Annotated in this window: 20 protein-coding genes; 13 read left to right on the top strand and 7 right to left on the bottom strand. The window is 53.3% G+C overall.

What is annotated here, in order from left to right:
- Positions 1–3: 3 nt before the first annotated feature.
- The gene (locus GFC06_RS01990) at positions 4–1,059 is read right to left on the bottom strand and encodes a LacI family DNA-binding transcriptional regulator (protein ID WP_153689794.1); all 1,056 of its coding nucleotides are present in this window, start codon (positions 1,057–1,059) and stop codon (positions 4–6) included.
- 190 nt (positions 1,060–1,249) lie between these two features.
- On the opposite strand from GFC06_RS01990, the gene GFC06_RS01995 reads away from it, so the two are divergent.
- The 7 genes from GFC06_RS01995 (at position 1,250) to GFC06_RS02025 (ending at position 9,895) form a co-directional block, all read left to right on the top strand.
- Positions 1,250–2,404, top strand: coding sequence for a Gfo/Idh/MocA family protein (locus tag GFC06_RS01995; RefSeq protein WP_103766907.1), 1,155 nt, complete (start codon positions 1,250–1,252; stop codon positions 2,402–2,404).
- Between the two features lie 16 nt (positions 2,405–2,420).
- A complete protein-coding gene (locus GFC06_RS02000; RefSeq protein WP_153689795.1) occupies positions 2,421–3,605 on the top strand; it encodes a Gfo/Idh/MocA family protein in 1,185 nt (394 codons plus the stop codon).
- Positions 3,602–4,669 (top strand): Gfo/Idh/MocA family protein, encoded by a 1,068-nt coding sequence (locus tag GFC06_RS02005; RefSeq protein WP_103766909.1) that lies wholly within the window; start codon positions 3,602–3,604, stop codon positions 4,667–4,669. The genes GFC06_RS02000 and GFC06_RS02005 overlap by 4 nt, the downstream gene beginning before the upstream one ends.
- 11 nt (positions 4,670–4,680) lie before the next feature.
- Positions 4,681–5,703, top strand: coding sequence for a Gfo/Idh/MocA family protein (locus tag GFC06_RS02010; protein WP_103766910.1), 1,023 nt, complete (start codon positions 4,681–4,683; stop codon positions 5,701–5,703).
- 80 nt (positions 5,704–5,783) lie between these two features.
- Positions 5,784–7,328, top strand: coding sequence for an MFS transporter (locus GFC06_RS02015; protein WP_153689796.1), 1,545 nt, complete (start codon positions 5,784–5,786; stop codon positions 7,326–7,328).
- Positions 7,329–7,338: 10 nt separating this feature from the next.
- Positions 7,339–8,409 (top strand): glycoside hydrolase 5 family protein, encoded by a 1,071-nt coding sequence (locus tag GFC06_RS02020; protein WP_047499973.1) that lies wholly within the window; start codon positions 7,339–7,341, stop codon positions 8,407–8,409.
- Between the two features lie 145 nt (positions 8,410–8,554).
- The gene (locus GFC06_RS02025; RefSeq protein ID WP_003830418.1) at positions 8,555–9,895 is read left to right on the top strand and encodes a hemolysin family protein; all 1,341 of its coding nucleotides are present in this window, start codon (positions 8,555–8,557) and stop codon (positions 9,893–9,895) included.
- Positions 9,896–9,962: 67 nt separating this feature from the next.
- Here GFC06_RS02025 and GFC06_RS02030 read toward each other — a convergent pair whose 3' ends face one another.
- Positions 9,963–10,169: a DUF1107 domain-containing protein gene (locus tag GFC06_RS02030; protein WP_003025710.1), complete on the bottom strand. Its 207-nt coding sequence runs from the start codon at positions 10,167–10,169 to the stop codon at positions 9,963–9,965.
- A 327-nt stretch (positions 10,170–10,496) separates the two neighbouring features.
- Between GFC06_RS02030 and GFC06_RS02035 the strand changes: the two genes are divergently transcribed.
- Positions 10,497–11,054 carry a YtfJ family protein gene (locus GFC06_RS02035; protein ID WP_016151446.1) on the top strand — a complete coding sequence of 186 codons (558 nt, stop codon included), beginning with the start codon at positions 10,497–10,499 and terminating at the stop codon, positions 11,052–11,054.
- Here the strand turns inward: GFC06_RS02035 and cysQ are convergent.
- Positions 11,044–11,784, bottom strand: a complete 741-nt coding sequence (gene cysQ / locus GFC06_RS02040; protein ID WP_016151445.1) for a 3'(2'),5'-bisphosphate nucleotidase CysQ — start codon at positions 11,782–11,784, stop codon at positions 11,044–11,046. The genes GFC06_RS02035 and cysQ overlap by 11 nt on opposite strands.
- Positions 11,785–11,971: 187 nt before the next feature.
- Between cysQ and cpdB the strand changes: the two genes are divergently transcribed.
- Complete coding sequence (gene cpdB / locus GFC06_RS02045; protein ID WP_103766912.1) at positions 11,972–13,915, top strand: 2',3'-cyclic-nucleotide 2'-phosphodiesterase; 1,944 nt, start codon at positions 11,972–11,974, stop codon at positions 13,913–13,915.
- A 48-nt stretch (positions 13,916–13,963) separates the two neighbouring features.
- On the opposite strand, the gene GFC06_RS02050 is transcribed toward cpdB, so the two are convergent.
- Positions 13,964–14,368: a winged helix-turn-helix transcriptional regulator gene (locus GFC06_RS02050; RefSeq protein ID WP_016151443.1), complete on the bottom strand. Its 405-nt coding sequence runs from the start codon at positions 14,366–14,368 to the stop codon at positions 13,964–13,966.
- Positions 14,369–14,453: 85 nt separating this feature from the next.
- Between GFC06_RS02050 and GFC06_RS02055 the strand changes: the two genes are divergently transcribed.
- The 3 genes from GFC06_RS02055 to GFC06_RS02065 all read left to right on the top strand — a co-directional run bounded on the left by GFC06_RS02055 (position 14,454) and on the right by GFC06_RS02065 (position 17,250).
- The gene (locus GFC06_RS02055; RefSeq protein ID WP_094761018.1) at positions 14,454–15,302 is read left to right on the top strand and encodes an SDR family oxidoreductase; all 849 of its coding nucleotides are present in this window, start codon (positions 14,454–14,456) and stop codon (positions 15,300–15,302) included.
- Between the two features lie 81 nt (positions 15,303–15,383).
- Positions 15,384–16,208, top strand: a complete 825-nt coding sequence (locus GFC06_RS02060; RefSeq protein WP_016155523.1) for an AraC family transcriptional regulator — start codon at positions 15,384–15,386, stop codon at positions 16,206–16,208.
- Between the two features lie 76 nt (positions 16,209–16,284).
- Positions 16,285–17,250: a DMT family transporter gene (locus tag GFC06_RS02065; protein ID WP_049283043.1), complete on the top strand. Its 966-nt coding sequence runs from the start codon at positions 16,285–16,287 to the stop codon at positions 17,248–17,250.
- 63 nt (positions 17,251–17,313) lie between these two features.
- Here GFC06_RS02065 and GFC06_RS02070 read toward each other — a convergent pair whose 3' ends face one another.
- Positions 17,314–18,867, bottom strand: coding sequence for a methyl-accepting chemotaxis protein (locus GFC06_RS02070; protein ID WP_046275835.1), 1,554 nt, complete (start codon positions 18,865–18,867; stop codon positions 17,314–17,316).
- A 244-nt stretch (positions 18,868–19,111) separates the two neighbouring features.
- Between GFC06_RS02070 and ytfE the strand changes: the two genes are divergently transcribed.
- On the top strand, positions 19,112–19,774 hold the full coding sequence (ytfE, locus tag GFC06_RS02075; RefSeq protein WP_003025690.1) for an iron-sulfur cluster repair protein YtfE: 663 nt from the start codon (positions 19,112–19,114) through the stop codon (positions 19,772–19,774).
- Positions 19,775–19,854: 80 nt separating this feature from the next.
- Here ytfE and cycA read toward each other — a convergent pair whose 3' ends face one another.
- Together cycA and fklB are read right to left on the bottom strand one after the other, a co-directional pair.
- A complete protein-coding gene (cycA, locus tag GFC06_RS02080) occupies positions 19,855–21,264 on the bottom strand; it encodes a D-serine/D-alanine/glycine transporter (protein ID WP_016151437.1) in 1,410 nt (469 codons plus the stop codon).
- A gap of 309 nt (positions 21,265–21,573) precedes the next feature.
- Complete coding sequence (gene fklB, locus GFC06_RS02085; protein WP_194831216.1) at positions 21,574–22,194, bottom strand: FKBP-type peptidyl-prolyl cis-trans isomerase; 621 nt, start codon at positions 22,192–22,194, stop codon at positions 21,574–21,576.
- Positions 22,195–22,251: the final 57 nt, after the last annotated feature.

Genomic DNA, 22,251 nt, shown 5'->3' on the forward strand with positions numbered 1-22,251 from the left:
CGATTAGCGCGCTACCGTCACCCGCGCGGCATGGCGCGTTGCGTGGGTAACGGTTCCCCGATCCGTCACCTTTCCCTTCAACAACAGGTTAAACACGGGCGCAGAGGGGCGATTTAGACGGTTCTGCAGCAGATGCACCGCCTCCACGCCCAGTGCCCGACAGGGGATAGTGATACTGGTTACCGCGGCGACGATATGCGCATCCAGCTCCTGAACATCCGTCGTCATCAGCGACATCTCACCGGGTATCTCCACTCCACCTTTTTCCAGCACCCGCTGGATGCCCGTCGACATTGATGCCCCGGCGCAGAAAATGACCTCTGGCCACGCTTCACGCGGCGTCTCACGTAGCCAGTGGTCCATCGCACGTTCTGATTCATCTTCAGAAAACCCTTCCGTCACCAGCAGATCACGCCCGGTATCAAACGGTATCTGATATTGTCGGTAGACCTCCTTAATGCCCTCCAGACGCCAGTACAAGGTTTCCCGGCGCAGGCTGGTGACATGGAGAATACGCCGATGCCCCTGATCAAAAAGATATTGCACAGCACGGTTGCCAATTGCCCGGTGATCGGGGGATACCGCATCCAGTAACCCTTCTTTGTCCTGCGAGTTAATCAACACGCAGGGTTTATCCAGCAGTAGCGCCAGTTTATGCACGGTCGGGTCATCAATGCCGATGAGAATAATGGCATTGATATTTTTACTGTTGGCCTTTTCCTGAAAGACCTTTATGTCCGCGCGTTGCTCATCCAGTCCGCAGTAACTCAGATAGACATCATGCGGCGCTATCGCCTCAGCAATTCCGCGCGTCACTTCGAGGTAAAATGCATCGCCACGGGCGGTAAAGGTACGCAACGGGGCGAAAATGGCGATGCCGTTGATCAATAGCCGTCCACTGGACAGCGAGTCCAGAACGCCCAGCCTGCGCGCGCAGCTGACAATCGCATCGCGCGCGTTGTCGCTGGTATATGACTTTCCGCTAAGTACTCTCGACACCGTACTCACCGAGTACCCTGTCAGGGCAGCAATTTCGTCCATTTTTAGCTTGCCAGACATTCTGTGACCTCACTCGCAATCAATCTTTGCAATTTTTTGCAAACGTAGTTCATTGACTCTAAAACACTTTTTCAATGACTGGATGAACTTCTTTTTCATCCTGCAACCGTTCTCACAAAATCACATTGTCGATATTCCAGGCGTTTCATATGTTCCGCATATCCCTTCTTTCTCATGAAAAAGGCACGACATGAAAAAAATACGCTTTGGCATTATTGGGGTTGGCAACATTGGTACCGTCCACGCGCGCTACCTGCTGGCCGGAACGGTACAAGAAGCAGCGCTCGCCGCAGTATGCGATAACAATCCTGATCAGCATGCGGCGATCCAACGGCTGGTCGGTGAAGAGGTGACACTGTTCAGCGATGCGCGTGAGATGCTGGAAAGTGGGCTGATCGACGCCGTTATCGTCGCCACACCGCACTATGACCATCCAGGTTTATCGATGATGGCCATGCGTCTTGGCATCCATACGCTGTGCGAGAAGCCTGCTGGGGTCTACACCGCGCAGGTACAAGAGATGAACGCCTGTGCGCGCGAATGCGATGTGGTGTTCGGCTTGATGTACAACCAGCGCCCCAATCCGCTGTATCAGAAAGTTAAAGATCTGATCGACAGTGGCGAACTCGGCGAGCTGCGTCGCTCTAACTGGATCATTACCAACTGGTATCGTTCGCAGAGCTATTACAACTCCGGCGGCTGGCGCGCGACCTGGAAAGGTGAAGGCGGCGGCGTGCTGCTTAATCAGGATCCGCACCAACTCGATTTATGGCAATGGCTGGTCGGCATGCCGGTACGCTTGCGTGCCTTTTGCCAGTTTGGCAAACACCGCCAGATTGAAGTTGAAGATGACGTCACGGCCTACGCGGAATACGCCAACGGCGCGACCGGCGTGTTCATCACCACCGTCGCCGAAACACCCGGCACAAATCGCCTGGAAATTGTCGGCAGCCGGGGAAAAGTGGTAGTGGAAGAAGGCCGCCTGCGCTTCTGGAAACTACGGGAATCCGAAACCGACTTTAACGCCCGCTGGCAAAACGGTTTTGGTGAGCCGGAATGCTGGGAGGTGACTATCCCTACCGAACCAGAATGCAGCGAGCACTATGTCATTACCCGCAATTTCACCGCCGCGATTCTGCACGGCGAGCCGCTGATTGCCCCCGGTCTGGAAGGCATTCACGGCCTGACGCTTTCCAATGCGATGCACCTCTCTACCTGGACCGATGACTGGGTCGAGCTACCGATCGATGAACAGCGTTACTTCCAGTTGCTCCAACAACGTATCGCCTCTTCAGTGGAAAAAACCACGGCCAGCCGCACGCTGGACGCTTCCGGTAGCTGGTAACGCGCAGGAGAAAATCATGCTGAATATTGCCATTGTTGGAACCGGGAATATCTCCCACAACCACATTCAGGGGTATTTACAGTTCACCGATCGTTGCCGGATTGTCGCCCTGGTTGATATCTACCCGGAGAAAGCCGAAGAGAAGAAATCACGCTATGGCCTGGGCGAAACGCGGGTCTACCACAGTCATCAGGCGATGCTGGACGCGGGCATCGAAGTAGATGTGGTCGATGTCTGCACTCCGCCGTACGTGCACGCAGCTATCAGCATTGATGCGCTGCAGGCCGGAAAACATGTGCTGTGCGAAAAACCGATGGCCGCCTCACTCGAAGAGTGCGATGCGATGATCGCCGCGCAAAAGGCCAGCGGGAAAACCTTATCGGTCATCGCGCAAAACCGCTTTACCGATGCCTTCTGGCGTCTGAAAACCGTTGTTGATTCCGGGCTGGCGGGCAAGATTTGCCATGCGCAGGTGGATTCATTCTGGTGGCGCGGACACTGCTATTACGACTTATGGTGGCGCGGCACGTGGCAGAAAGAAGGCGGCGGCTGCACGCTGAATCACGCAGTGCACCACATTGACGCCATTCAATGGATGCTGGGTTTCCCGGCCGAAGTGGTGGCGATGATGACTAACGTTGCTCATGACAATGCGGAAGTCGAAGACCTTAGCGCGGCTATCCTCAAATACCCCAACGGGGCACTGACACAGGTGACCGCCTCCGTGGTGCATCACGGCGAAGACCAAAAGATTGTCATTCAAGGCGAAAAGGCGCGTATTTCTGCGCCGTGGCAGGTTCATGCCAGCCAGTCGGCGGATAACGGCTTCCCGCAACCAAACAATAACGGCGAACTGGAACAGCATCTGGAGACACTTTTTCGCGCTACGCCAGCACTGCAATGGACGCTACATACCGGACAAATCGATAACCTGCTTAACGCCATCGACAAACGGACATGTCCCCTGGTCGATGGCGAACAAGGCAAGCGCTCGCTGGAGCTGATTACCGCTATCTATAAATCCGCCATCACCCGCACGGTGGTAACACTGCCCATCCACCACACCGATGCGTTTTATCGCACCAGCGGGCTGATTGAAATCGCCCCACATTTTTATGAGAAATCCGCCTCCGTGAGCAATTTCACGGAGGTGGGCGCTATCCCCCTGGGTAAAGACTTAGATTCAGGAGTTAAAAAATGAACAAGCAAGATGGAATGCACTACGCCCCTACCGGGAAGCCTCAGCCGGTCGTTGAGCCTGGCGAGTTTGTCATTGCCGCGTCCTCACTCGATCACGGTCATATCTACGGCATGTGCAACGGGTTGATTGAAGCAGGTGCCACGCTGAAATGGGTTTACGATCCCGACCCGCTCAAAATAGATCAATTTCTGCAGCATTATCCGCAAGCGCAGGTTGCCGATTCGCTCGAGACTATCCTGAACGATCGCGAGGTCCGGCAGGTTGCCGGGGCGGCAATTCCCTCTGAACGCTGCCCGCTGGGGCTGAAGGTAATGGCGGCTGGTAAAGACTACTTCACCGACAAGGCTCCGTTAACCACCCTCGCACAGCTGGAAGACGCCAAAGCAATGGTGGCGAAGACCGGACGTAAATACGCGGTCTATTACAGCGAGCGTCTGCACGTTGAAAGCGCCGTGTTTGCCGGCCAGCTAATCCATCAAGGGGCTATTGGGCGCGTGATGCAAACTCTGGGCACCGGTCCGCACCGCGAAGGCAACGGTCGCCCGAACTGGTTTTACGACAAACGCTATTTTGGCGGCATTCTGTGCGACATCGGCAGCCATCAAATCGAACAATTTCTCTTTTATACCGGCAATAGCGAGGCGCATATCGTCGCCAGCCATGTGCGTAACGTCAATCATCCGCAGTATCCGCAGTTCGAAGACTTTGGCGATGCCATGCTGGCGGGCGACAACGGGGCGACCGGCTACTTCCGCTGCGACTGGTTCACGCCGCAGGGGCTCAGTAGCTGGGGGGATGGACGCCTGACCTTGCTGGGTACCGAAGGTTACATTGAGATCCGCAAGTATGTGGATATCACCCGAGGTGAACAGGATGTGGTGTATCTGGTGAATAAAGAAGGGGAATTCCGCTACCCAGTCGCGGGCAAAGTTGGTTTTCCTTTCTTCGGCGAATTCATTCTCGATTGTCTGAATCGCACGGAAAACGCCATGACTCAGGCCCACGCCTTTAAAGCCGCAGAACTGTGCGTGAAGGCACAAATGCTGGCGAATGCCCGCACATAACCGGAGGTGACATGACAACGCTAAATGCCGCCATCATCGGCGCGGGGGCTATCCACAGCAGCCACGTAAACGCCCTCCGGCTTTTGCCGGGGGTCACACTACGCGCGCTGGTCGATATTGATAGCGCCAACGGTTTGCAACAGGCCATCGCGTATAACTGCCGCTATTACCAGAATTACCGGGAAATGCTGCTGGATAATGACATTGACGTCGTCCATATCTGTACGCCTCACTTCGAGCACAAAAACATGATTACGGCCGCGCTTGCCGCCGGGAAACATGTGTTTTGCGAAAAACCGGTAGGGTTGAATTGCACAGAGGTATCAGACATAGCTTACGCGGCGGCGTCTGCCCAAGGCTTACTGGGCGTGTGCTATCAAAACCGCCTTAATCCAACCAGTTTACGTATCCGCGACGAACTGGCGAAAAATACGCTCGGCAGAATGCTAAGCATTAAAGCGGTTTTGACCTGGTCGCGCTCCCGGGCTTATTACAGCGAAAGTCCGTGGCGTGGGCGTTTTGCCAGCGAAGGCGGCAGTTTACTAATCAACCAGGCTATTCATACCCTCGATCTGATGCAGTGGTTCGCAGGCGGCGTGACGCGTTTGAAAGGCGTAGTGGATAGCAGTGAACTGGCGGACGTCACTGAAGCCGAAGACAGCGCGATGGCGACCCTGCACTTTGCCAACGGCGCCCGCGGTCTGTTTTACGCCAGCAACTGTAACACCCTCGATTCACCGCTGCTGCTGGAGATCCATTGCGAGCAAGGCATGCTCCAGCTCACCGATAACACCCTGTGGCGCGTTACAGCGGACCGACGCCTGAAGCTGGATTGCGATGGTTCGCCGGACGGCCACGTCAAAAGTTACTGGGGCCTGGGCCACCAACAGGCTATTCGTCAGTTTTATCATGCTATTACTCATGGAGGTCAGACAGAATATATCAATATTAATGAAGCCCGAAAATCACTGGCGATAGTCGATGCTATTTATCATTCATCTAAAACACGACAATGGATAACCATTAATAATTAAAATTAACTCAGCGCTGAAGAATTAAATAACAACAGCCGGATAATACCGGATTACGCATACCCTACATACTGGAAAATATTATGGTCAAACCAACTGAACGCAGAGTCAGTTATGGTGTAGCGATCGGCTATGGCATTACTGATTTATTTGGCGGCGGTGCTTTCGCCATTATCGGAACATGGCTTTTATTTTTTTACACAACCTACTGCGGTTTAAGCGTGCTGGAAGCAGGATCAATATTTGCCATTGCCCGCGTGATTGATGCTGTACTTAGCCCAATTATGGGTTATATCACCGATAACTTTGGCAACACCTGGCTAGGTCGAAGATTTGGCCGTCGCCGCTTCTTTTTATTACTCAGTTGTCCTTTAATGTTTCTCTATGCCCTGCTATGGCTGACCGACATGGGTTACTGGTACTACCTGGGAACCTATCTGTCGATTGAGCTGCTGTCAGCGATGGTCCTGGTGCCGTGGGAAACCCTGGCCGCAGAAATGACTAACCGCTACGAAGAACGCAGCCGTCTCTCCGGTATGCGCATGATCTGCTCGCAGCTGGGCGGATTCCTTGCCGTATCGGTACCCGGTATCCTGATGCAGTTTACGGGCAAAGATAACCCATTTACCTATACACTAACCGGGCTGATATTTTCCGTCGTGTTCTGCCTCGCCGTGTTCATAACCTGGCGCTGCACGTGGGAGGCCAAAGACGTTCAGGAAGAGACATTTCAAGCTAACCTGCAGCGCAATAGCGGGATACTGAATCACCTTAAATATTTGATACTCGATCTGTTTTCTTCTTTCAGGATCCGGGCATTTCGCCTGCATATTATTATTTATATTTTCTCATTTACCGCTATGGATGTATTCGGGTCAGTATTTACCTATTACGTAGTTTATTGCTTGAGTCAGGATGTAGCCTCCGTTTCTGGCTGGTTAAGTATTGCCGCCTTCGCTTCAGTTTTTGGCACCTATGGGTTTATGCTATTACTGAACAAACTCAATATAACCCCATCAGCAGCACTACGCCTCGCTTACAGCTGTATATTTAGCGTATTGGTATTTTTATTTGTTATTTATTACACCGAAACCCAGGTGTCCAATATTCTGTTCTCTGCGATATTTATTCTGCTTGGTATGGCACGTTCCGGTCTTTACTATATCCCGTGGAATATCTACAGCTTTATTCCTGATATCGATGAGATGGTGACCCAACAGCGCCGCGAAGGGATTTTTGCGGGTGTTATGGTACTCACCCGTAAAAGTACGGTGGCAATCGCTATTTTGCTTATCGGCATGGTGCTGGAAGAGGCAGGCTTTGTAAAAGGCAGCGGCGCGCAGCCGGAAAGCGCATTACACGCCATTATCGGATTGATGATCTTTGCTACTGCGGCGCTGCTGGCGGTGAGTTTCTACGCCACCTACAAATTTAAACTTACCCGCGAAACCCACAAAGTTCTGCTCAAAGAGATCGCCCGCCGCAAGCTGGGTGGCAACTATCGCGACTGCGATGAAGAAACCCGGGTGGTGATAAAACAGCTTACCGGCTACGAATACGATGAAGTTTGGGGTGGCAGCGCCACGCAGCGTACGGCAGGACGCGTCAGTCTCTCAGATGCCGAATAAGGAGCGCATCATGTATAACCCATGGAGCAAAACACGAGCGCAAAGCTGGTATCAAGATCAACCCTGGGGCTGCGGTTTTAACTACTTGCCGCGCACCGCGGTTAACTGGCTCGAAATGTGGCAGGCAGAGAGTTTCGATAGCAGCACTATCGATCAGGAACTCGGATGGGCCAGCCAGTATGGCTATAACCAGCTACGAACAAATTTACCGTTTACCGTCTGGCAGCATGACCGCGATGGGCTGCTCGAGCGCATTGATCTCTTCCTGAACATTGCCCGTAGCCACGGCATAAAAGTGATGCTGACGCTGCTCGACGACTGCGCTTTTTCCGGTGATGAGCCCGTTATCGGCCAGCAAAAGGCCCCAGTTCCCGGCGTTCACAATAGCCAGGCAGCGGGTAGCCCAGGCCGCGCCTGCGTGCTGGACCGACGCTGTTGGCCGCAAATTGAAGCCTACGTCAGAGATATCATCCGTTACTTTCGCCATGACTCACGTATCAGCGTCTGGGATTTATATAATGAGCCAGGCAACGGCGGGATTTTTTGTCACACTGGCGAATTTGCCCACTATGACGACAGGCTGGAAATTTACGCCTTAACCCTGATGACCCATCTGTTTGGCTGGGCACGGCAGGAGTCACCGTCTCAACCGTTGACCGTAGCGGCCTGGCATATTGACGATCGCACTGCGTGCGGGAATGCGTTTACGCATCCTGTTGATATCGCCGCGCTGCGGCTTTCCGATGTGATTAGCTACCATGCCTACGTCGATACCCCAGGTCAGTTGTCTCTTCTGTCGCAGTTGGCCGAATTTGGCAGGCCGCTCTTTTGTACCGAGTGGCTGGCACGCCATGTTGATAGCCGAATAGAAGAGCAGCTACCGCTGTTTAGCGCCCAGCGCGTTTCCAGCTTTCACTGGGGGTTGGTACAAGGGAAAACGCAAACCTGGTTGCCGTGGCCGGATATCCCGCTTGATGAAGCGACGGCATCGCTATGGTTTCATGATGTGCTGAAGCCGGATGGTTCGCCTTATAGCGAAAGTGAGATGCAGATGGTACGTAGGCTTAACCCCGCAGAATAAGGCCAAAAAAGCTCCTCTGGCGACTTTACAGTACCTTACGCTATACTAGCTTCTGAATTTACCGGCTCAACGCCACGAGCCGGTTTTCACATGGATTTATCAACTTCTCCCTTCCGAGGATCTGGCCTTAACGGTCGGATAAGATATGTTAAACAGTATTTTAGTCATTCTCTGCCTGATCGCCGTGAGTGCGTTTTTCTCGATATCCGAGATCTCGCTTGCTGCATCACGCAAAATAAAACTTAAACTGCTTGCCGATGAAGGCAACGTAAACGCACAACGTGTTTTGAAGATGCAGGAAAACCCCGGCATGTTTTTTACCGTCGTGCAAATTGGCCTTAACGCGGTCGCTATTCTCGGTGGTATTGTCGGTGATGCGGCATTCTCCCCGGCGTTTTACAGCCTTTTCTCGAAGTACTTCACTCCAGAGCTGTCCGAACAGTTAAGCTTTATTCTGTCGTTCTCGCTGGTTACTGGCCTGTTCATCCTGTTCGCGGATTTAACTCCGAAACGCATCGGTATGATTGCGCCAGAAGCTGTGGCTTTGCGTATCATCAACCCGATGCGCTTCTGCCTGCTCGTCTTCCGCCCGCTGGTGTGGTTCTTTAACGGTCTGGCAAATAACATCTTCCGTCTGTTTAAGATCCCGATGGTGCGTAAAGACGACATCACCTCGGACGATATTTACGCCGTGGTCGAAGCGGGTGCGTTGGCAGGGGTTCTGCGTAAGCAGGAACATGAGCTGATTGAAAATGTGTTCGAACTGGAATCCCGTACCGTACCGTCTTCCATGACCTCGCGCGAGAATATTATCTGGTTCGATCTCCACGAAGATGAGCAAAGCCTGAAGAACAAGGTGGCGGAACACCCACACTCCAAATTCCTGGTGTGTAACGAAGATATCGACCACATCATTGGCTATGTCGATTCAAAGGATCTCCTCAACCGCGTACTGGCGAACCAAAGCATGGCGCTGAACAGTGGCGTACAGATCCGCAATACGCTGATTGTGCCGGATACGCTGACGCTCTCTGAAGCGCTGGAAAGCTTCAAAACCGCAGGCGAAGACTTTGCCGTCATCATGAACGAGTACGCGCTGGTGGTGGGGATTATCACGCTCAACGACGTTATGACTACGCTGATGGGCGATTTAGTCGGTCAGGGTCTGGAAGAGCAGATCGTGGCGCGCGATGAAAACTCATGGTTAGTCGATGGTGGTACGCCGATTGATGACGTTATGCGCGTCCTGGATATCGATGAGTTCCCGCAGTCCGGCAACTATGAAACCATCGGCGGCTTTATGATGTTCATGCTGCGTAAAATCCCGAAACGCACCGACTCGGTGAAGTATTCAGGCTACAAATTTGAAGTGGTGGATATCGATAACTACAAGATCGATCAGCTGCTGGTGACGCGTCTGGACAGTAAACCTACCGTACTGGTACCGAAACTGCCGGATGCAAAAGAAGAGGCAAAGGCGTCTTAACGTCCTGCAGAAACATCAACGGCTCCCATCCAGGAGCCGTTTTTTTAACTACCGCATAGCACTTTGATCAAGCCATCTCAGTTTGCAGACGCAAGACCTGACGGTTAACTTCGGACATCACGGAAAAATGCAGTTTGTCCTTCACTTTTGGGATAAGAATCTTACCCTTATCAAATTCAAAAGCGCCTACATCCTTGATATATAACCGTCCACGAAACAGGATCTTCACGTACTTCGCCACCTGCAGCGGGTTGTATCGTTGGAAAATTTTCATTGTTGTCTCCTGCTGAGCATTACGCCTTTGCGGTACCACAATCGGTCCGACAATCCTCAGGCGCAAATTTTAATGCCCTATGACTATAGACTATCTCGCTCATGTTTCCAGCGTGTATAAGTTTATTTACCTTCAGGTTACAAATATTCAGAATTATCTTTTCAACGCTTCGCTGTCTTCAGTATAAGCCTTCATTTTTCGCAGGATTTGTGCGCCCGTCCGCAAACTGGCATCGCGCTTGCGGGAAAAAGCATCAATCGCACATATGATTAAATTCCAGACCCAAGTGGTCGGATCACCTGCAAAATAAAGAAAGAAGGAAAACCTATGACCTTACAAAAACTGCTGGCGCTGTCGTGCCTGCTGCTGCCGATGATTGCCTGTGCGCATTCGTTTGAGACCAACCAGCGCGTACCGCCGGTGGGGATCGCCGATCGCGGCGAACTGATTCTCGATAACGATAAGTTTAGCTACAAAAGCTGGAATAGCGCGCAGCTGCCAGGGAAAGTGCGAATTGTGCAACACATTGCCGGACGCACCTCCGCCAAAGAGAAAAATGCTACGCTGATCGAGGCAATCAAGGCGGCCAACCTGCCGCACGACAAATACCAGACCACCACGATCGTCAACACCGATGACGCTATTCCTGGCTCCGGTATGTTTGTGCGCAGCAGTCTGGAGAGCAATAAGAAGCTCTACCCGTGGTCACAATTTATTGTCGACAGCAATGGCATTGCGCGTAAAGCCTGGCAACTGGATGAAGAGAGCTCCGCTATCGCCGTACTTGATAAGGACGGACGCGTTCAGTGGGCAAAAGATGGTGCGTTGACGCAGGAAGAGGTGCAGCAGGTTATTGCCCTGCTGCACAAATTACTCAGTAAATAGCGACGCGAAAGCCGGGGTTGAGGAATGATTCACGTGGGGTGTAATCCAGAGATTTCCCCTGCCAGTCGTGAACGTGCGCCCCGGCTGCGGCGGCAACGGCGTGGCCAGCGGCAGTGTCCCATACGTTAGTTGGCCCAAAACGTGGGTACAGCTGTGCCTGCCCTTCCGCCACCAGGCAGAACTTCAGCGATGAGCCAATCGACGTGGTCTGGTGCTCACCTAACTGTTGCAGATACTCTTTTAACTCATTGTCAGCATGCGAGCGGCTAATCACCACCAACGGCGGACGCGCGTCACGAACATGGATTTGTTTGCGCACGCCGCACTCTTCTTTCCACGCTTTACCTTCTGCCGCGCTGTACATCACTTTCATCACCGGCGCGTAAACCACGCCCAGTACCGGCTTTCCTTGCTCGATAAGCGCAATATTGACGGTGAATTCACCGTTACGCTTAATGAACTCTTTGGTACCGTCCAGCGGGTCTACCAGCCAGTAGCGCTGCCAGTGCTGGCGAACATCCCAGCCAGGAGGCGCTTCTTCAGACAGGACCGGAATATCCGGCGTCAGCGCCAGTAATCCTTCGAGGATCACCGTATGCGCGGCGATATCCGCCGCCGTGACCGGAGAATCGTCCTGCTTGCTGGTAATCTCCATCGGTTTGATTCCATCGTAGACCTGCATAATGGCATCGCCCGCATTCCGTGCAAGCTGGCATACATGTTCTAACATTCTCCACCTCGTTTCTGTCGTGGTGTTAACTCGTTGTTTTACTTATACCCGATCGCCAAAGGATCCGCCAACTGTGATAGCGTCTGCGGTTTTAAACGCTATATTCATGTCATGATTCACAGTTCTGTAAGCAAGAAGATTTATATACATTTTCTTTTGTGGCTTAGATCTTAAAAGGATGCCCCTGATGATTAAGTTTAGTGCAACGTTTCTGGCCACGCTGATTGCAGCCAGCGTCAATGCCGCGACCGTCGATCTGCGTATAATGGAAACCACTGATTTGCATAGCAATATGATGGATTTCGATTATTACAAAGATACGCCGACTGAAAAATTTGGCCTGGTTCGTACGGCAAGCCTGATCAACGCAGCACGTGGTGAAGTCAAAAACAGCGTGCTGGTTGATAACGGTGATCTGATTCAGGGCAGCCCGCTCGGGGATTATATGGCGGCCAAGGGGCTGCAAGCGGGCGAAACGCATCCGGTATATAAGGCACTGAATACGCTGGATTACGCCGTGGGTAACCTTGGCAACCATGAATTTAACTACGGTCTTGAGTATCTGCACAACGCGCTAGCCGGGGCGAAGTTCCCATACGTTAACGCCAATATCATCGACGTTAAGACCAAAAAGCCGCTGTTCACTCCTTATCTGATCAAAGAGACTGAGGTTGTCGATCAGGAAGGAAACAAGCAGACGCTGAAAATTGGCTATATCGGTTTTGTGCCGCCGCAGATCATGACCTGGGATAAAGCCAACCTCAGCGGCAAAGTGACGGTGAATGACATTACGGAAACCGCACGTAAATACGTGCCGGAAATGCGAGCCAAAGGTGCCGATGTCGTGGTGGTGGTTGCTCACTCCGGGCTTTCTGCCGACCCATACCAGGCGATGGCGGAAAACTCCGTTTACTACCTCAGTGAAGTTCCGGGCGTGGATGCCATTATGTTTGGTCACGCTCACGCCGTTTTCCCGGGGAAAGACTTTGCCAACATCAAAGGCGCAGATATCACAACAGGCACGCTCAATGGCGTTCCTGCGGTGATGCCGGGCATGTGGGGCGATCACCTGGGGGTGGTGGATTTAGTGCTGAATAACGACAGCGGTAAATGGCAGGTTACGCAGGGGAAAGCGCAGGCGCGCCCGATTTATGACGCCGCGGCCAAAAAATCACTGGCTGGCGAAGACCAAAAAATCGTTGAGATCCTAAAAGCCGATCACGATGCCACGCGTGAATTTGTCAGCAAACCAATCGGTAAATCTGCCGACAACATGTACAGCTATCTGGCGCTGGTTCAGGACGACCCGACCGTGCAGGTGGTGAATAACGCGCAGAAAGCCTATGTGGAACATTTTATCCAGGGCGATCCGGACCTGGCGAAACTACCGGTACTTTCCGCCGCTGCACCGTTTAAAGTCGGTGGACGCAAGAACGATCCGGCCAGCTTTGTCGAAGTCGAAAAAGGTCAGCTTACCTTCCGTAACGCCGCTGATTTGTATCTCTATCCCAATACCCTGGTCGTGGTGAAAGCCAGCGGTAAAGAGGTGAAAGAGTGGCTGGAATGTTCCGCCGGGCAGTTTAATCAGATTGATATCCACAGCAGCAAACCACAGTCGTTAATTAACTGGGATGGCTTCCGTACCTATAACTTCGACGTGATTGACGGCGTGAATTATCAGATTGATGTTTCACAACCCGCTCGCTATGACGGTGAATGCCAGACGATTAACCCGCAAGCGGAGCGTATTAAAAATCTGACCTTTAACGGCAAACCGATCGATCCGAACGCAACCTTCCTCGTCGCGACCAACAACTACCGCGCCTACGGCGGTAAGTTTGCCGGGACCGGCGACAGCCACATCGCGTTTGCATCACCAGATGAAAACCGCTCGGTGCTGGCAGCATGGATAGGTTCCCAGACAAAGAGCGCAGGCGAAATTCATCCGGCGGCAGATAACAACTGGCGTCTGGCGCCGATTCACAGCGAGACACAACTGGATATTCGCTTTGAAACATCACCGTCTGATAAAGCCGCTGCGTTTATCAAAGAGAAAGGCCAGTATCCACTGAAGAAAGTCGCTACCGATGACATCGGCTTCGCCATTTATCAGTTGGATTTGAGTAAGTAAGACCACGCCGGATGGCGCTGCGCCATCCGGCAAGCCCGACCGGGTCGTTTACGCTGATGCCGGGACGTCTTCGTTCTTAACGGTATGATTTGCCAAAACCTGCGGCAAATTCACCTCTATCCAGTCCGCCAGCGCTGCGACTTTTTCGCTCACCTGCTCACCCAACGGTGTCAGGCTATACTCCACATGCGGCGGTACCACCGGATATGACACCCGATTGATAAACCCGTCCTGTTCTAAGGCCTGCAGGGATTGCGCCAGCATTTTTTCACTGACGCCGCCCATCTTACGGCGCAAATCGCTGAAACGGTGCGTACCGTCGCGCAGCGCCACCAGAATCAATACACCCCAGCGGCTGGTGACGTGTTTTAACACCTCGCGGGAGGGACACTGCTCGGCAAACAAGTTGCCATCACGTAATTGCTGGGAGAGCGTCAAAGCTGTCATTTTCATACTAACCTTTTTGTACGTACTTACTAAAAGTAAGTTTAGGTGTTAATGTGATTAAACACAAGACCAATACCAAAGGAGTTATCCTATGATCGCGATTACTGGTGCCACTGGCCAACTGGGCCAACACGTTATTGAAACGCTACTGAAAACCGTTCCTGCCAGCCAGATTGTGGCTATTGTGCGTAATCCTGCTAAAGCGACGGCGCTTAGCCAGCAGGGCATTACCGTTCGTCAGGCGGATTACAGCGATGAAGCTGCCTTTACCACGGCCTTACAGGGGATAGACAAGTTACTGCTAATCTCCTCCAGCGAAGTGGGACAACGTGCCCCGCAGCATCGCAACGTGATTAACGCGGCGAAAGCGGCCCACGTGAAATTTATCGCCTACACCAGCCTGCTGCACGCCGATCGCTCCCCGCTGGGGCTGGCTGATGAGCATATCGCAACCGAGAAGATGCTGGCTGAATCCGGTATCGCGTACGCGCTGCTGCGTAACGGTTGGTACACCGAAAACTATCTCGCCAGCGCACCAGCCGCGCTGGAACACGGCGTGTTTATTGGGGCGGCGGGAGAAGGCAAAATCGCCTCGGCGACCCGTGCCGACTATGCCGCTGCCGCTGCGCGCGTCATCAGTGAAGACGGTCATGCCGGTAAAATCTACGAACTGGCGGGCGACGCAGGCTGGACCCTGAGCCAACTGGCGGCCGAACTGGCAAAACAGAGCGGTAAAAAAGTGGTGTATCAAAATCTGAGCGAAGCTGATTTTGCCGCCGCGCTGAAAGGTGTTGGTCTGCCTGCCGGACTGGCGGACATGCTGGCTGACTCAGACGTTGGTGCCTCTAAAGGTGGCCTCTTCGACGACAGCCATACGCTGAGCAAACTGATTGGTCGCCCAACCACGTCGCTGGCAGACAGCGTCAAAGGCATCGTGTAAGTGTTAAAAATTAGTTAATTGTGGTGGCATCCCCGCGCATCCTCTCTGATAATGACATGATGATGCGTGGGGAGAGAAGACGTGCAAGGTGTACCTGAGCAGTTTATTGATGAGAAAGACAGCGCCCGCTTTCGCCATCTGGCACAGGTGCCGGGCGTTGAGCTGTATCATGCGCACATCTCGCGTTACGCCTTTGAACCCCACACCCATGAAGCGTTTGGTATTGGCGCGATAGAAGCCGGAGCCGAACGTTTTCGCTATCGCGGCACGCAGTACGTGGCCCCCGCCCATTCCGTCGTCACCATGAATCCCGATGAGCTACATACCGGCGAAGCGGAAACCGCCGACGGCTGGCGCTATCGGATGATCTATCTTGAGCCCGATCTTCTGGAAGAAGTCACCGGGATCCGCCACTGGTGGTTTCATGACGTAACGCGTCACGATCCGCTACGCTCGCGCCAGATCTGCTCGCTGATCCATGGCCTGTGGAACACTGAGGATCCGCTGGCGCAAAAAGGGCTATTACTCGATCTGATCGACACGTTCCAGCCGCTGGCCCGCCATGCGCCGGTATTACCGGAGGGAGCGCATCGCTTTGAGCGGGTACGCGAGTATTTGCACGATAATTATATGCACCCGGTCACGCTCGACGAACTGGCGCGGGTTGCAGCGCTGAGTCCCTGGCATTTTCAGCGCCAGTTTAAATCTCATTTCCACGTCACGCCGCACCAGATGCTGATGGCGATCCGCCTGTGGCGAGCCAAAGGTTTTCTCACTCACGGAATGCCCGCCGCGGAGGTCGCTGCCGCAACCGGCCTCACCGACCAGTCGCATCTCACCCGCGCGTTTACCCATCGCTACGGTATTACGCCGGTACGTTATCAGAAACAAGTCGTCCGGCGTTGAACAGCAATCTCATACAATACGGCTGCATTTTTCCTGCCTACACTCGACTTATTGTTAAGCGATGTGGATGTCAAAAATGATTAGCGGCGTGTTGTATGCCCTGCTGGCTGGGCTGATGTGGGGATTAATTTTTGTTGGGCCGCTGATCGTACCGGAATACCCGGCGGTATTGCAGTCGATGGGGCGCTATCTGGCGCTGGGGCTGATAGCGTTGCCGATTGCCTGGCTGGGGCGTGTGCGCTTGCGTCAGTTGACGCGCAAAGACTGGGTCACTGCGCTGGCGCTAACGATGATGGGTAATCTGATTTATTACGTTTGCCTGGCAAGCGCCATCCAGCGCACTGGCGCGCCGGTTTCAACGATGATTATTGGTACATTGCCGGTTGTGATCCCGGTCTTCGCTAACCTGCTCTACAGCCAGCGCGACGGCAAATTATCATGGTGGCGTCTGTCGCCTGCGCTGGTGCTGATTGGTATCGGTCTGCTGTGCGTGAATATCTCGGAGCTGAATCAAGGCTTACCCGACTTTAGCGGCTGGCGTTATGGTTCTGGAATCGCGCTGGCGCTGATCTCGGTAGTGTGTTGGGCGTGGTATGCGCTGCGTAATGCCCGCTGGCTGCGCGAGAATCCAGATAAGCACCCGATGATGTGGGCGACGGCCCAGGCACTGGTAACGTTGCCTGTTTCTCTGCTCGGTTATATTGCAGCCTGCCTGTGGCTGAACGGGCAAACGCCGGACTTTGCCCTGCCCTTCGGCCCGCGTCCGGGCGTGTTTATCGGCCTGATGATAGCGATTGCGGTATTGTGTTCGTGGGTTGGCGCACTGTGCTGGAACGTCGCCAGCCAAAAATTGCCGACGGTGATCCTCGGCCCGCTGATTGTCTTCGAAACGCTGGCTGGCCTGTTGTACACCTTTATCCTGCGCCAGGAATTTCCGCCGCTGCTGACGGTAAGCGGCATTGCGCTGCTGATTGTTGGGGTAGTGATAGCCGTCAGAGCCAAACCACAGAAACCAAGCGTCGTCGTGGTTCCACAATCATAATGGCCCGGACGGCGCTGCGCTAATCCGACCTACAAGATATTATTTTGTAGGCCGGAGTAGACGTTAAACTTTAAACACCGCTACGGTCTGATTCAGTCGTGCTGCCTGCTCTTCGAGCGCGGCGGCGGCGGAAGCGGACTCCTCCACCAGCGAGGCGTTTTGCTGCGTCACGCGATCCATCTCGGCAACCGCCTGACCTACCTGATCGATACCTCGGCTCTGTTCATCAGAAGCCGAGGCTATCTCGCCCATGATGTCGGTCACACGGGTCACGGCGCTCACAATTTCCGCCATCGTTTCACCCGCTTCATGCACCAGCGCCGTACCGGCATTCACCCGATTCCCCGAGTCATCAATCAGCGCCTTAATCTCTTTCGCCGCCTGAGCGCTACGCTGTGCCAGTGTACGGACCTCGCCAGCGACCACGGCAAACCCACGCCCCTGCTCGCCCGCACGCGCCGCTTCTACTGCCGCGTTCAGCGCCAGAATATTGGTCTGGAAGGCAATGCCGTCGATAACATTGGTAATTTGCGCGATTTTGCTGGAACTGGTGGCGATTTCATCCATCGTACGCACCACGCCATCAACCACAGTTCCGCCTTTCTGCGCCGTCTGTGAGGCATTTTTTGCCAGACTGGTCGCCTGACGCGCGTTATCCGCGTTCTGTTTCACGGTAGCGGTGAGTTGTTCCATGCTGGCAGCAGTCTCTTCCAGAGAGGCGGCCTGCTGCTCGGTACGTGAAGAGAGATCGTTACTGCCGGCGGCAATTTCACCTGCGCCGGTATAGATGGTGTCAGCCCCGTCACGCACCACGCTGACTGTGTTCGCCAGCGCCTGCTGCATGTCGCGAACGTTGACTGCCAGCAGCGCCATCTCATTGCTGCCATCGGCGTTGATGCTGTGCGTCAAATCACCCGCAGCAATGTGGCGAATATGCCCCATCACTTCGTGGAGAGGCTTGAGCAGCACTCGCTGCATTGCCAGCCAGCTGGCGATAATCACGGTGACGACAATCAGCATCACGGCGGACAGCAGCCAGATGATCTTCTGGTAATCACTCTCATTGTCCTGCACCCCGGCAGTGGCCAGCGCCGTTTGCGCGCTACGCCATTCCCGATAAACTTCCTGCATGGCCGTTTGCTTTTGCTCGGCATTCTGCTTGAACATCTCTTCCAGCTTACCTTCAGCCAACAGCGCGTTCATTTTAGCCAGCGTCGCAGAATAGATGCCGTACTGCTCTTCCAGTCGATCGGCCAGATGTTCATCAAGCCCCGGCGTTTCCGGCAGGGCGTAGTATTTATCGTAATGCTCTTTCGATTCGGCCAACAGGCGATTTGCCGTGTTCACCAGTTCCTTCAACTGACCGCCGTTAATCTCGCTGGCCATCGTTCCCTGTAAACGCAACATGCCCCGGTTGAGCGTGACGCGAGCCTGGTTCAGGCTAATCCACGCATCGGTAAACTCGGCCACGTTCTGGCTGGAAAGCTGAGAGACGTTAAAATTTTGCTTATCGTTATTGAGCGCGCCAATAAAGACGCCCGCGGAGATGAGCTGCATCGCGCCCAGGGCGAGTAACACGGTGATAAGTAGGGTTATCACTTTGATTCGTTTAAACATCTGTAGCCTTTTATTATGCAGGTATTGTCTGAGGTCTAACTATCGGCAGCGGCGTGCGCTTATTTAATCCTGTCGCGCGGCTTTTTTCGCCATCCCTCTCCTTTCTAATAAGATTCAGCACCTTAACGAAACAAGAAATTTTCGTGACATTCCTCACAAAACACCCCACCCCGAAAGGGTTATATCCTTCGCTATAAGTTGCATTTAAAATACATCTTATATTATTGAGAATGAGGTAACGGCAATGTCTTATCGCGATCAACCTTTAGGTGAACTGGCGCTCTCTATTCCTCGCGCTTCGGCCCTGTTTCGTAAATACGATATGGATTACTGCTGCGGCGGTAAGCAAACGCTGGCACGCGCTGCTGCGCGTAAAGAGCTGGATTTAGACGTTATTGAGGCACAGCTCGCGCAGTTGGCTGAACAGCCGCTGGAGAAAGACTGGCGTACCGTGGCACTGGCTGAAATCATCGATCATATCATCGTGCGTTATCACGACAGACACCGCGAACAGCTACCGGAACTGATCCTGCAGGCCACGAAAGTTGAACGCGTTCACGCAGATAAACCGAACGTACCACGCGGTCTGGCGAAAAACCTGACCATGCTGCATGAAGAGCTGTCCAGCCACATGATGAAAGAAGAGCAGATCCTGTTCCCGATGATCAAACAGGGCATGGGTAGCCAGGCGATGGGACCAATCAGCGTGATGGAAAGCGAACATGACGATGCCGGTGAACTGGTCGAAGTGATCAAACACATCACCCATAACGTGACGCCGCCGCCAGAAGCCTGCACCACCTGGAAAGCCATGTATAACGGCATTAACGAGATGATCGACGACTTGATGGAACACATCAGTCTGGAAAATAATGTGTTGTTCCCGCGAGCTCTCGCCGGGGAGTAAAGATATCGCCGGATAGCGCTAACGCGTATCCGGCCTACGGAATTCAGGCCCGGTAAGCATCGCGCTACCGGGCACTAAAATTAACGCATACCTGCCATACGTTTCTTACCGATAAACAACCAACCCAGACCCAGCGCGATGAACCACAGCGGCGTCACGATCAGCGCCTGACGGGTATCATCTTCCAGCGTCAGCAGTACCAGTACGAAGACGAAGAACGCCATACATACCCAGCACATCAGCTTGCCTAGCGGCATCTTGTAGATTGATTTTTCATGCAGGTGCGGACGCTGCTTGCGGTACACCAGGTACGAGCAAAGAATGATGGTCCAGACGAACATGAACAAAATCGCCGACACGGTGGTGATCATGGTGAACGCGCCAATCACGCTCGGGTTCACGTAAAGCATCACCACGCCGCCCAGCAGACAGATACAGGAGAAGGTTAAACCTTTCGCCGGAACTGCGCGTTTAGACAGTTTGGCAAATGCTTTAGGCGCTACGCCTTCCTGTGCCAGGCCGAACAGCATACGGCTGGTAGAGAACACGCCACTGTTTGCGGAAGAGGCAGCTGAAGTCAGCACCACAAAGTTGATCAGGCTCGCCGCGGCAGGCAGACCGACCAGCACAAACAGTTCAACGAATGGGCTCTTGGTTGGCACTACCGAGCTCCACGGTGTTACGGACATAATCACGATCAGCGCAAAAACGTAGAACATGATGATACGGATCGGAATCGAGTTAATGGCGCGCGGCAGAGATTTCTCCGGGTCCTTGGTTTCCGCTGCGGTCGTTCCCACCAGCTCAATACCCACAAACGCGAACACGGCTATCTGGAAGCCAGCAAAGAAGCCGCTCAGACCTTTCGGGAACCAGCCACCGTCATTCCACAGATGCGTGAACGATGCCTGAACGCCGGTTGGCGACTGGAAGTGCGTCAACACCATCACCAGACCAACGACAATCAGGCCGATGATGGCGACGATTTTGATCATCGCAAACCAGAACTCCATCTCTCCGAACATTTTTACAGTGGCAAGGTTGAGGCTCAGCAGCAGCACGATCACCGCCAGCGAGGCGACCCAGTCTGAAAGTTCGGGGAACCAGAATTGCGCATACGCCGTAATGGCGACAACGTCTGCCATCCCGGTAACAACCCAGCAGAACCAGTAAGTCCAGCCGGTAAAATACCCGGCCCATGGCCCGAGCAGATCAGAGGCGAAATCACTAAAAGATTTGTACTCCAGATTCGAGAGCAGCAATTCACCCATTGCACGCATCACGAAAAACAGCATAAAACCGATAATCATATACACAAAGATGATCGACGGTCCGGCGAGGCTGATGGTTTTACCAGAGCCCATAAACAGGCCGGTACCAATAGCACCACCAATGGCAATAAGTTGAATATGACGGTTTGTGAGATTGCGCCGTAGCGACTGTTCAGACGAAGCCTCTTCAGCGGCGTCGACTTTTACCTGATCTACCATGTTTTTTCTTCCTGTACCTGTCTGTGTTGTTCAGGCTCTACGGCCTTTAGTGTGTCTATGATACGACGTTCCTGATTATCAGGACTCATCGATATTAGGTAAGAATTGGCGGGATGAATACTAAGATTTAGATATAATGTTAATTTAATGTTTAAAGTGAGTGTCATATCACTCTGATAGCGCGAATCAGCTCACAAAAATACACGCTAACGAGGCATTTGCAAAATAAAATATCGACAACCACGTAACTATAGCTTTTCACGCTATTTTTTTGTTCCCCCCGGCCTCGGAGGGAACAGAAGTCACTGCTTACAGGATCTCAAGCAGCTCAACGTCGAACACCAGCGTGCTGAACGGAGGAATGGACGCGCCAGCGCCACGCTCGCCGTAAGCCAGTTCCTGAGGAATAGTCAGTTCCCATTTGGAACCTACCGGCATCAGGGTCAGTGCTTCAATCCAGCCAGGGATCACGCCGTTAACCGGGAATTCAGCCGGTTCGCCGCGTGCGACAGAGCTGTCAAACACGGTACCGTTGATCAGTTTACCGGTGTAGTGCACGCGAACGCGGTCAGTACGCGCTGGAATAGCACCTTCGCCCTGAGTCAGCACACGGAACTGCAAACCGGATTCAGTGCTGTTCACACCGTCTTTCTCACGGTTTTCTTCCAGATATTTGACGCCATCAGCCGCCATAGCCTGGAAACGCTCGCGACGTACTGCATCAGCGCGTTCGTGGATTTCACGCAGTGCGCGATGCACAACATCAACCGGCACTGCCGGGTGCTTACCTTCCAGCGCGTCAGCGATACCCGCTACCAGCGCTTCAGGCAACAGTCCTTCCAGTCCGGATTCACTCAGCTGTTGTCCTACCTGCAAACCAATGCCGTAGCTTGCTTGCGCTTCGATAGTGTCAAAAGTCGGGTTAGCCATCATATTTCCTTTCATCGGATGTAAAGTAGCGGGCAGCATATCAGCCATGCAGCATCC

Source organism: Citrobacter braakii (assembly GCF_009648935.1).
GTDB lineage: Bacteria > Pseudomonadota > Gammaproteobacteria > Enterobacterales > Enterobacteriaceae > Citrobacter > Citrobacter braakii.

Bases quoted from the DNA above. Each gene is read 5' to 3' on its own strand.
- GFC06_RS01990 (WP_153689794.1), bottom strand. From the start codon at position 1,059: ATGTCTGGCAAGCTAAAAATGGACGAAATTGCTGCCCTGACAGGGTAC.
- GFC06_RS01995 (WP_103766907.1), top strand. From the start codon at position 1,250: ATGAAAAAAATACGCTTTGGCATTATTGGGGTTGGCAACATTGGTACC.
- GFC06_RS02000 (WP_153689795.1), top strand. From the start codon at position 2,421: ATGCTGAATATTGCCATTGTTGGAACCGGGAATATCTCCCACAACCAC.
- GFC06_RS02005 (WP_103766909.1), top strand. From the start codon at position 3,602: ATGAACAAGCAAGATGGAATGCACTACGCCCCTACCGGGAAGCCTCAG.
- GFC06_RS02010 (WP_103766910.1), top strand. From the start codon at position 4,681: ATGACAACGCTAAATGCCGCCATCATCGGCGCGGGGGCTATCCACAGC.
- GFC06_RS02015 (WP_153689796.1), top strand. From the start codon at position 5,784: ATGGTCAAACCAACTGAACGCAGAGTCAGTTATGGTGTAGCGATCGGC.
- GFC06_RS02020 (WP_047499973.1), top strand. From the start codon at position 7,339: ATGTATAACCCATGGAGCAAAACACGAGCGCAAAGCTGGTATCAAGAT.
- GFC06_RS02025 (WP_003830418.1), top strand. From the start codon at position 8,555: ATGTTAAACAGTATTTTAGTCATTCTCTGCCTGATCGCCGTGAGTGCG.
- GFC06_RS02030 (WP_003025710.1), bottom strand. From the start codon at position 10,169: ATGAAAATTTTCCAACGATACAACCCGCTGCAGGTGGCGAAGTACGTG.
- GFC06_RS02035 (WP_016151446.1), top strand. From the start codon at position 10,497: ATGACCTTACAAAAACTGCTGGCGCTGTCGTGCCTGCTGCTGCCGATG.
- cysQ (WP_016151445.1), bottom strand. From the start codon at position 11,784: ATGTTAGAACATGTATGCCAGCTTGCACGGAATGCGGGCGATGCCATT.
- cpdB (WP_103766912.1), top strand. From the start codon at position 11,972: ATGATTAAGTTTAGTGCAACGTTTCTGGCCACGCTGATTGCAGCCAGC.
- GFC06_RS02050 (WP_016151443.1), bottom strand. From the start codon at position 14,368: ATGAAAATGACAGCTTTGACGCTCTCCCAGCAATTACGTGATGGCAAC.
- GFC06_RS02055 (WP_094761018.1), top strand. From the start codon at position 14,454: ATGATCGCGATTACTGGTGCCACTGGCCAACTGGGCCAACACGTTATT.
- GFC06_RS02065 (WP_049283043.1), top strand. From the start codon at position 16,285: ATGATTAGCGGCGTGTTGTATGCCCTGCTGGCTGGGCTGATGTGGGGA.
- GFC06_RS02070 (WP_046275835.1), bottom strand. From the start codon at position 18,867: ATGTTTAAACGAATCAAAGTGATAACCCTACTTATCACCGTGTTACTC.
- ytfE (WP_003025690.1), top strand. From the start codon at position 19,112: ATGTCTTATCGCGATCAACCTTTAGGTGAACTGGCGCTCTCTATTCCT.
- cycA (WP_016151437.1), bottom strand. From the start codon at position 21,264: ATGGTAGATCAGGTAAAAGTCGACGCCGCTGAAGAGGCTTCGTCTGAA.
- fklB (WP_194831216.1), bottom strand. From the start codon at position 22,194: ATGGCTAACCCGACTTTTGACACTATCGAAGCGCAAGCAAGCTACGGC.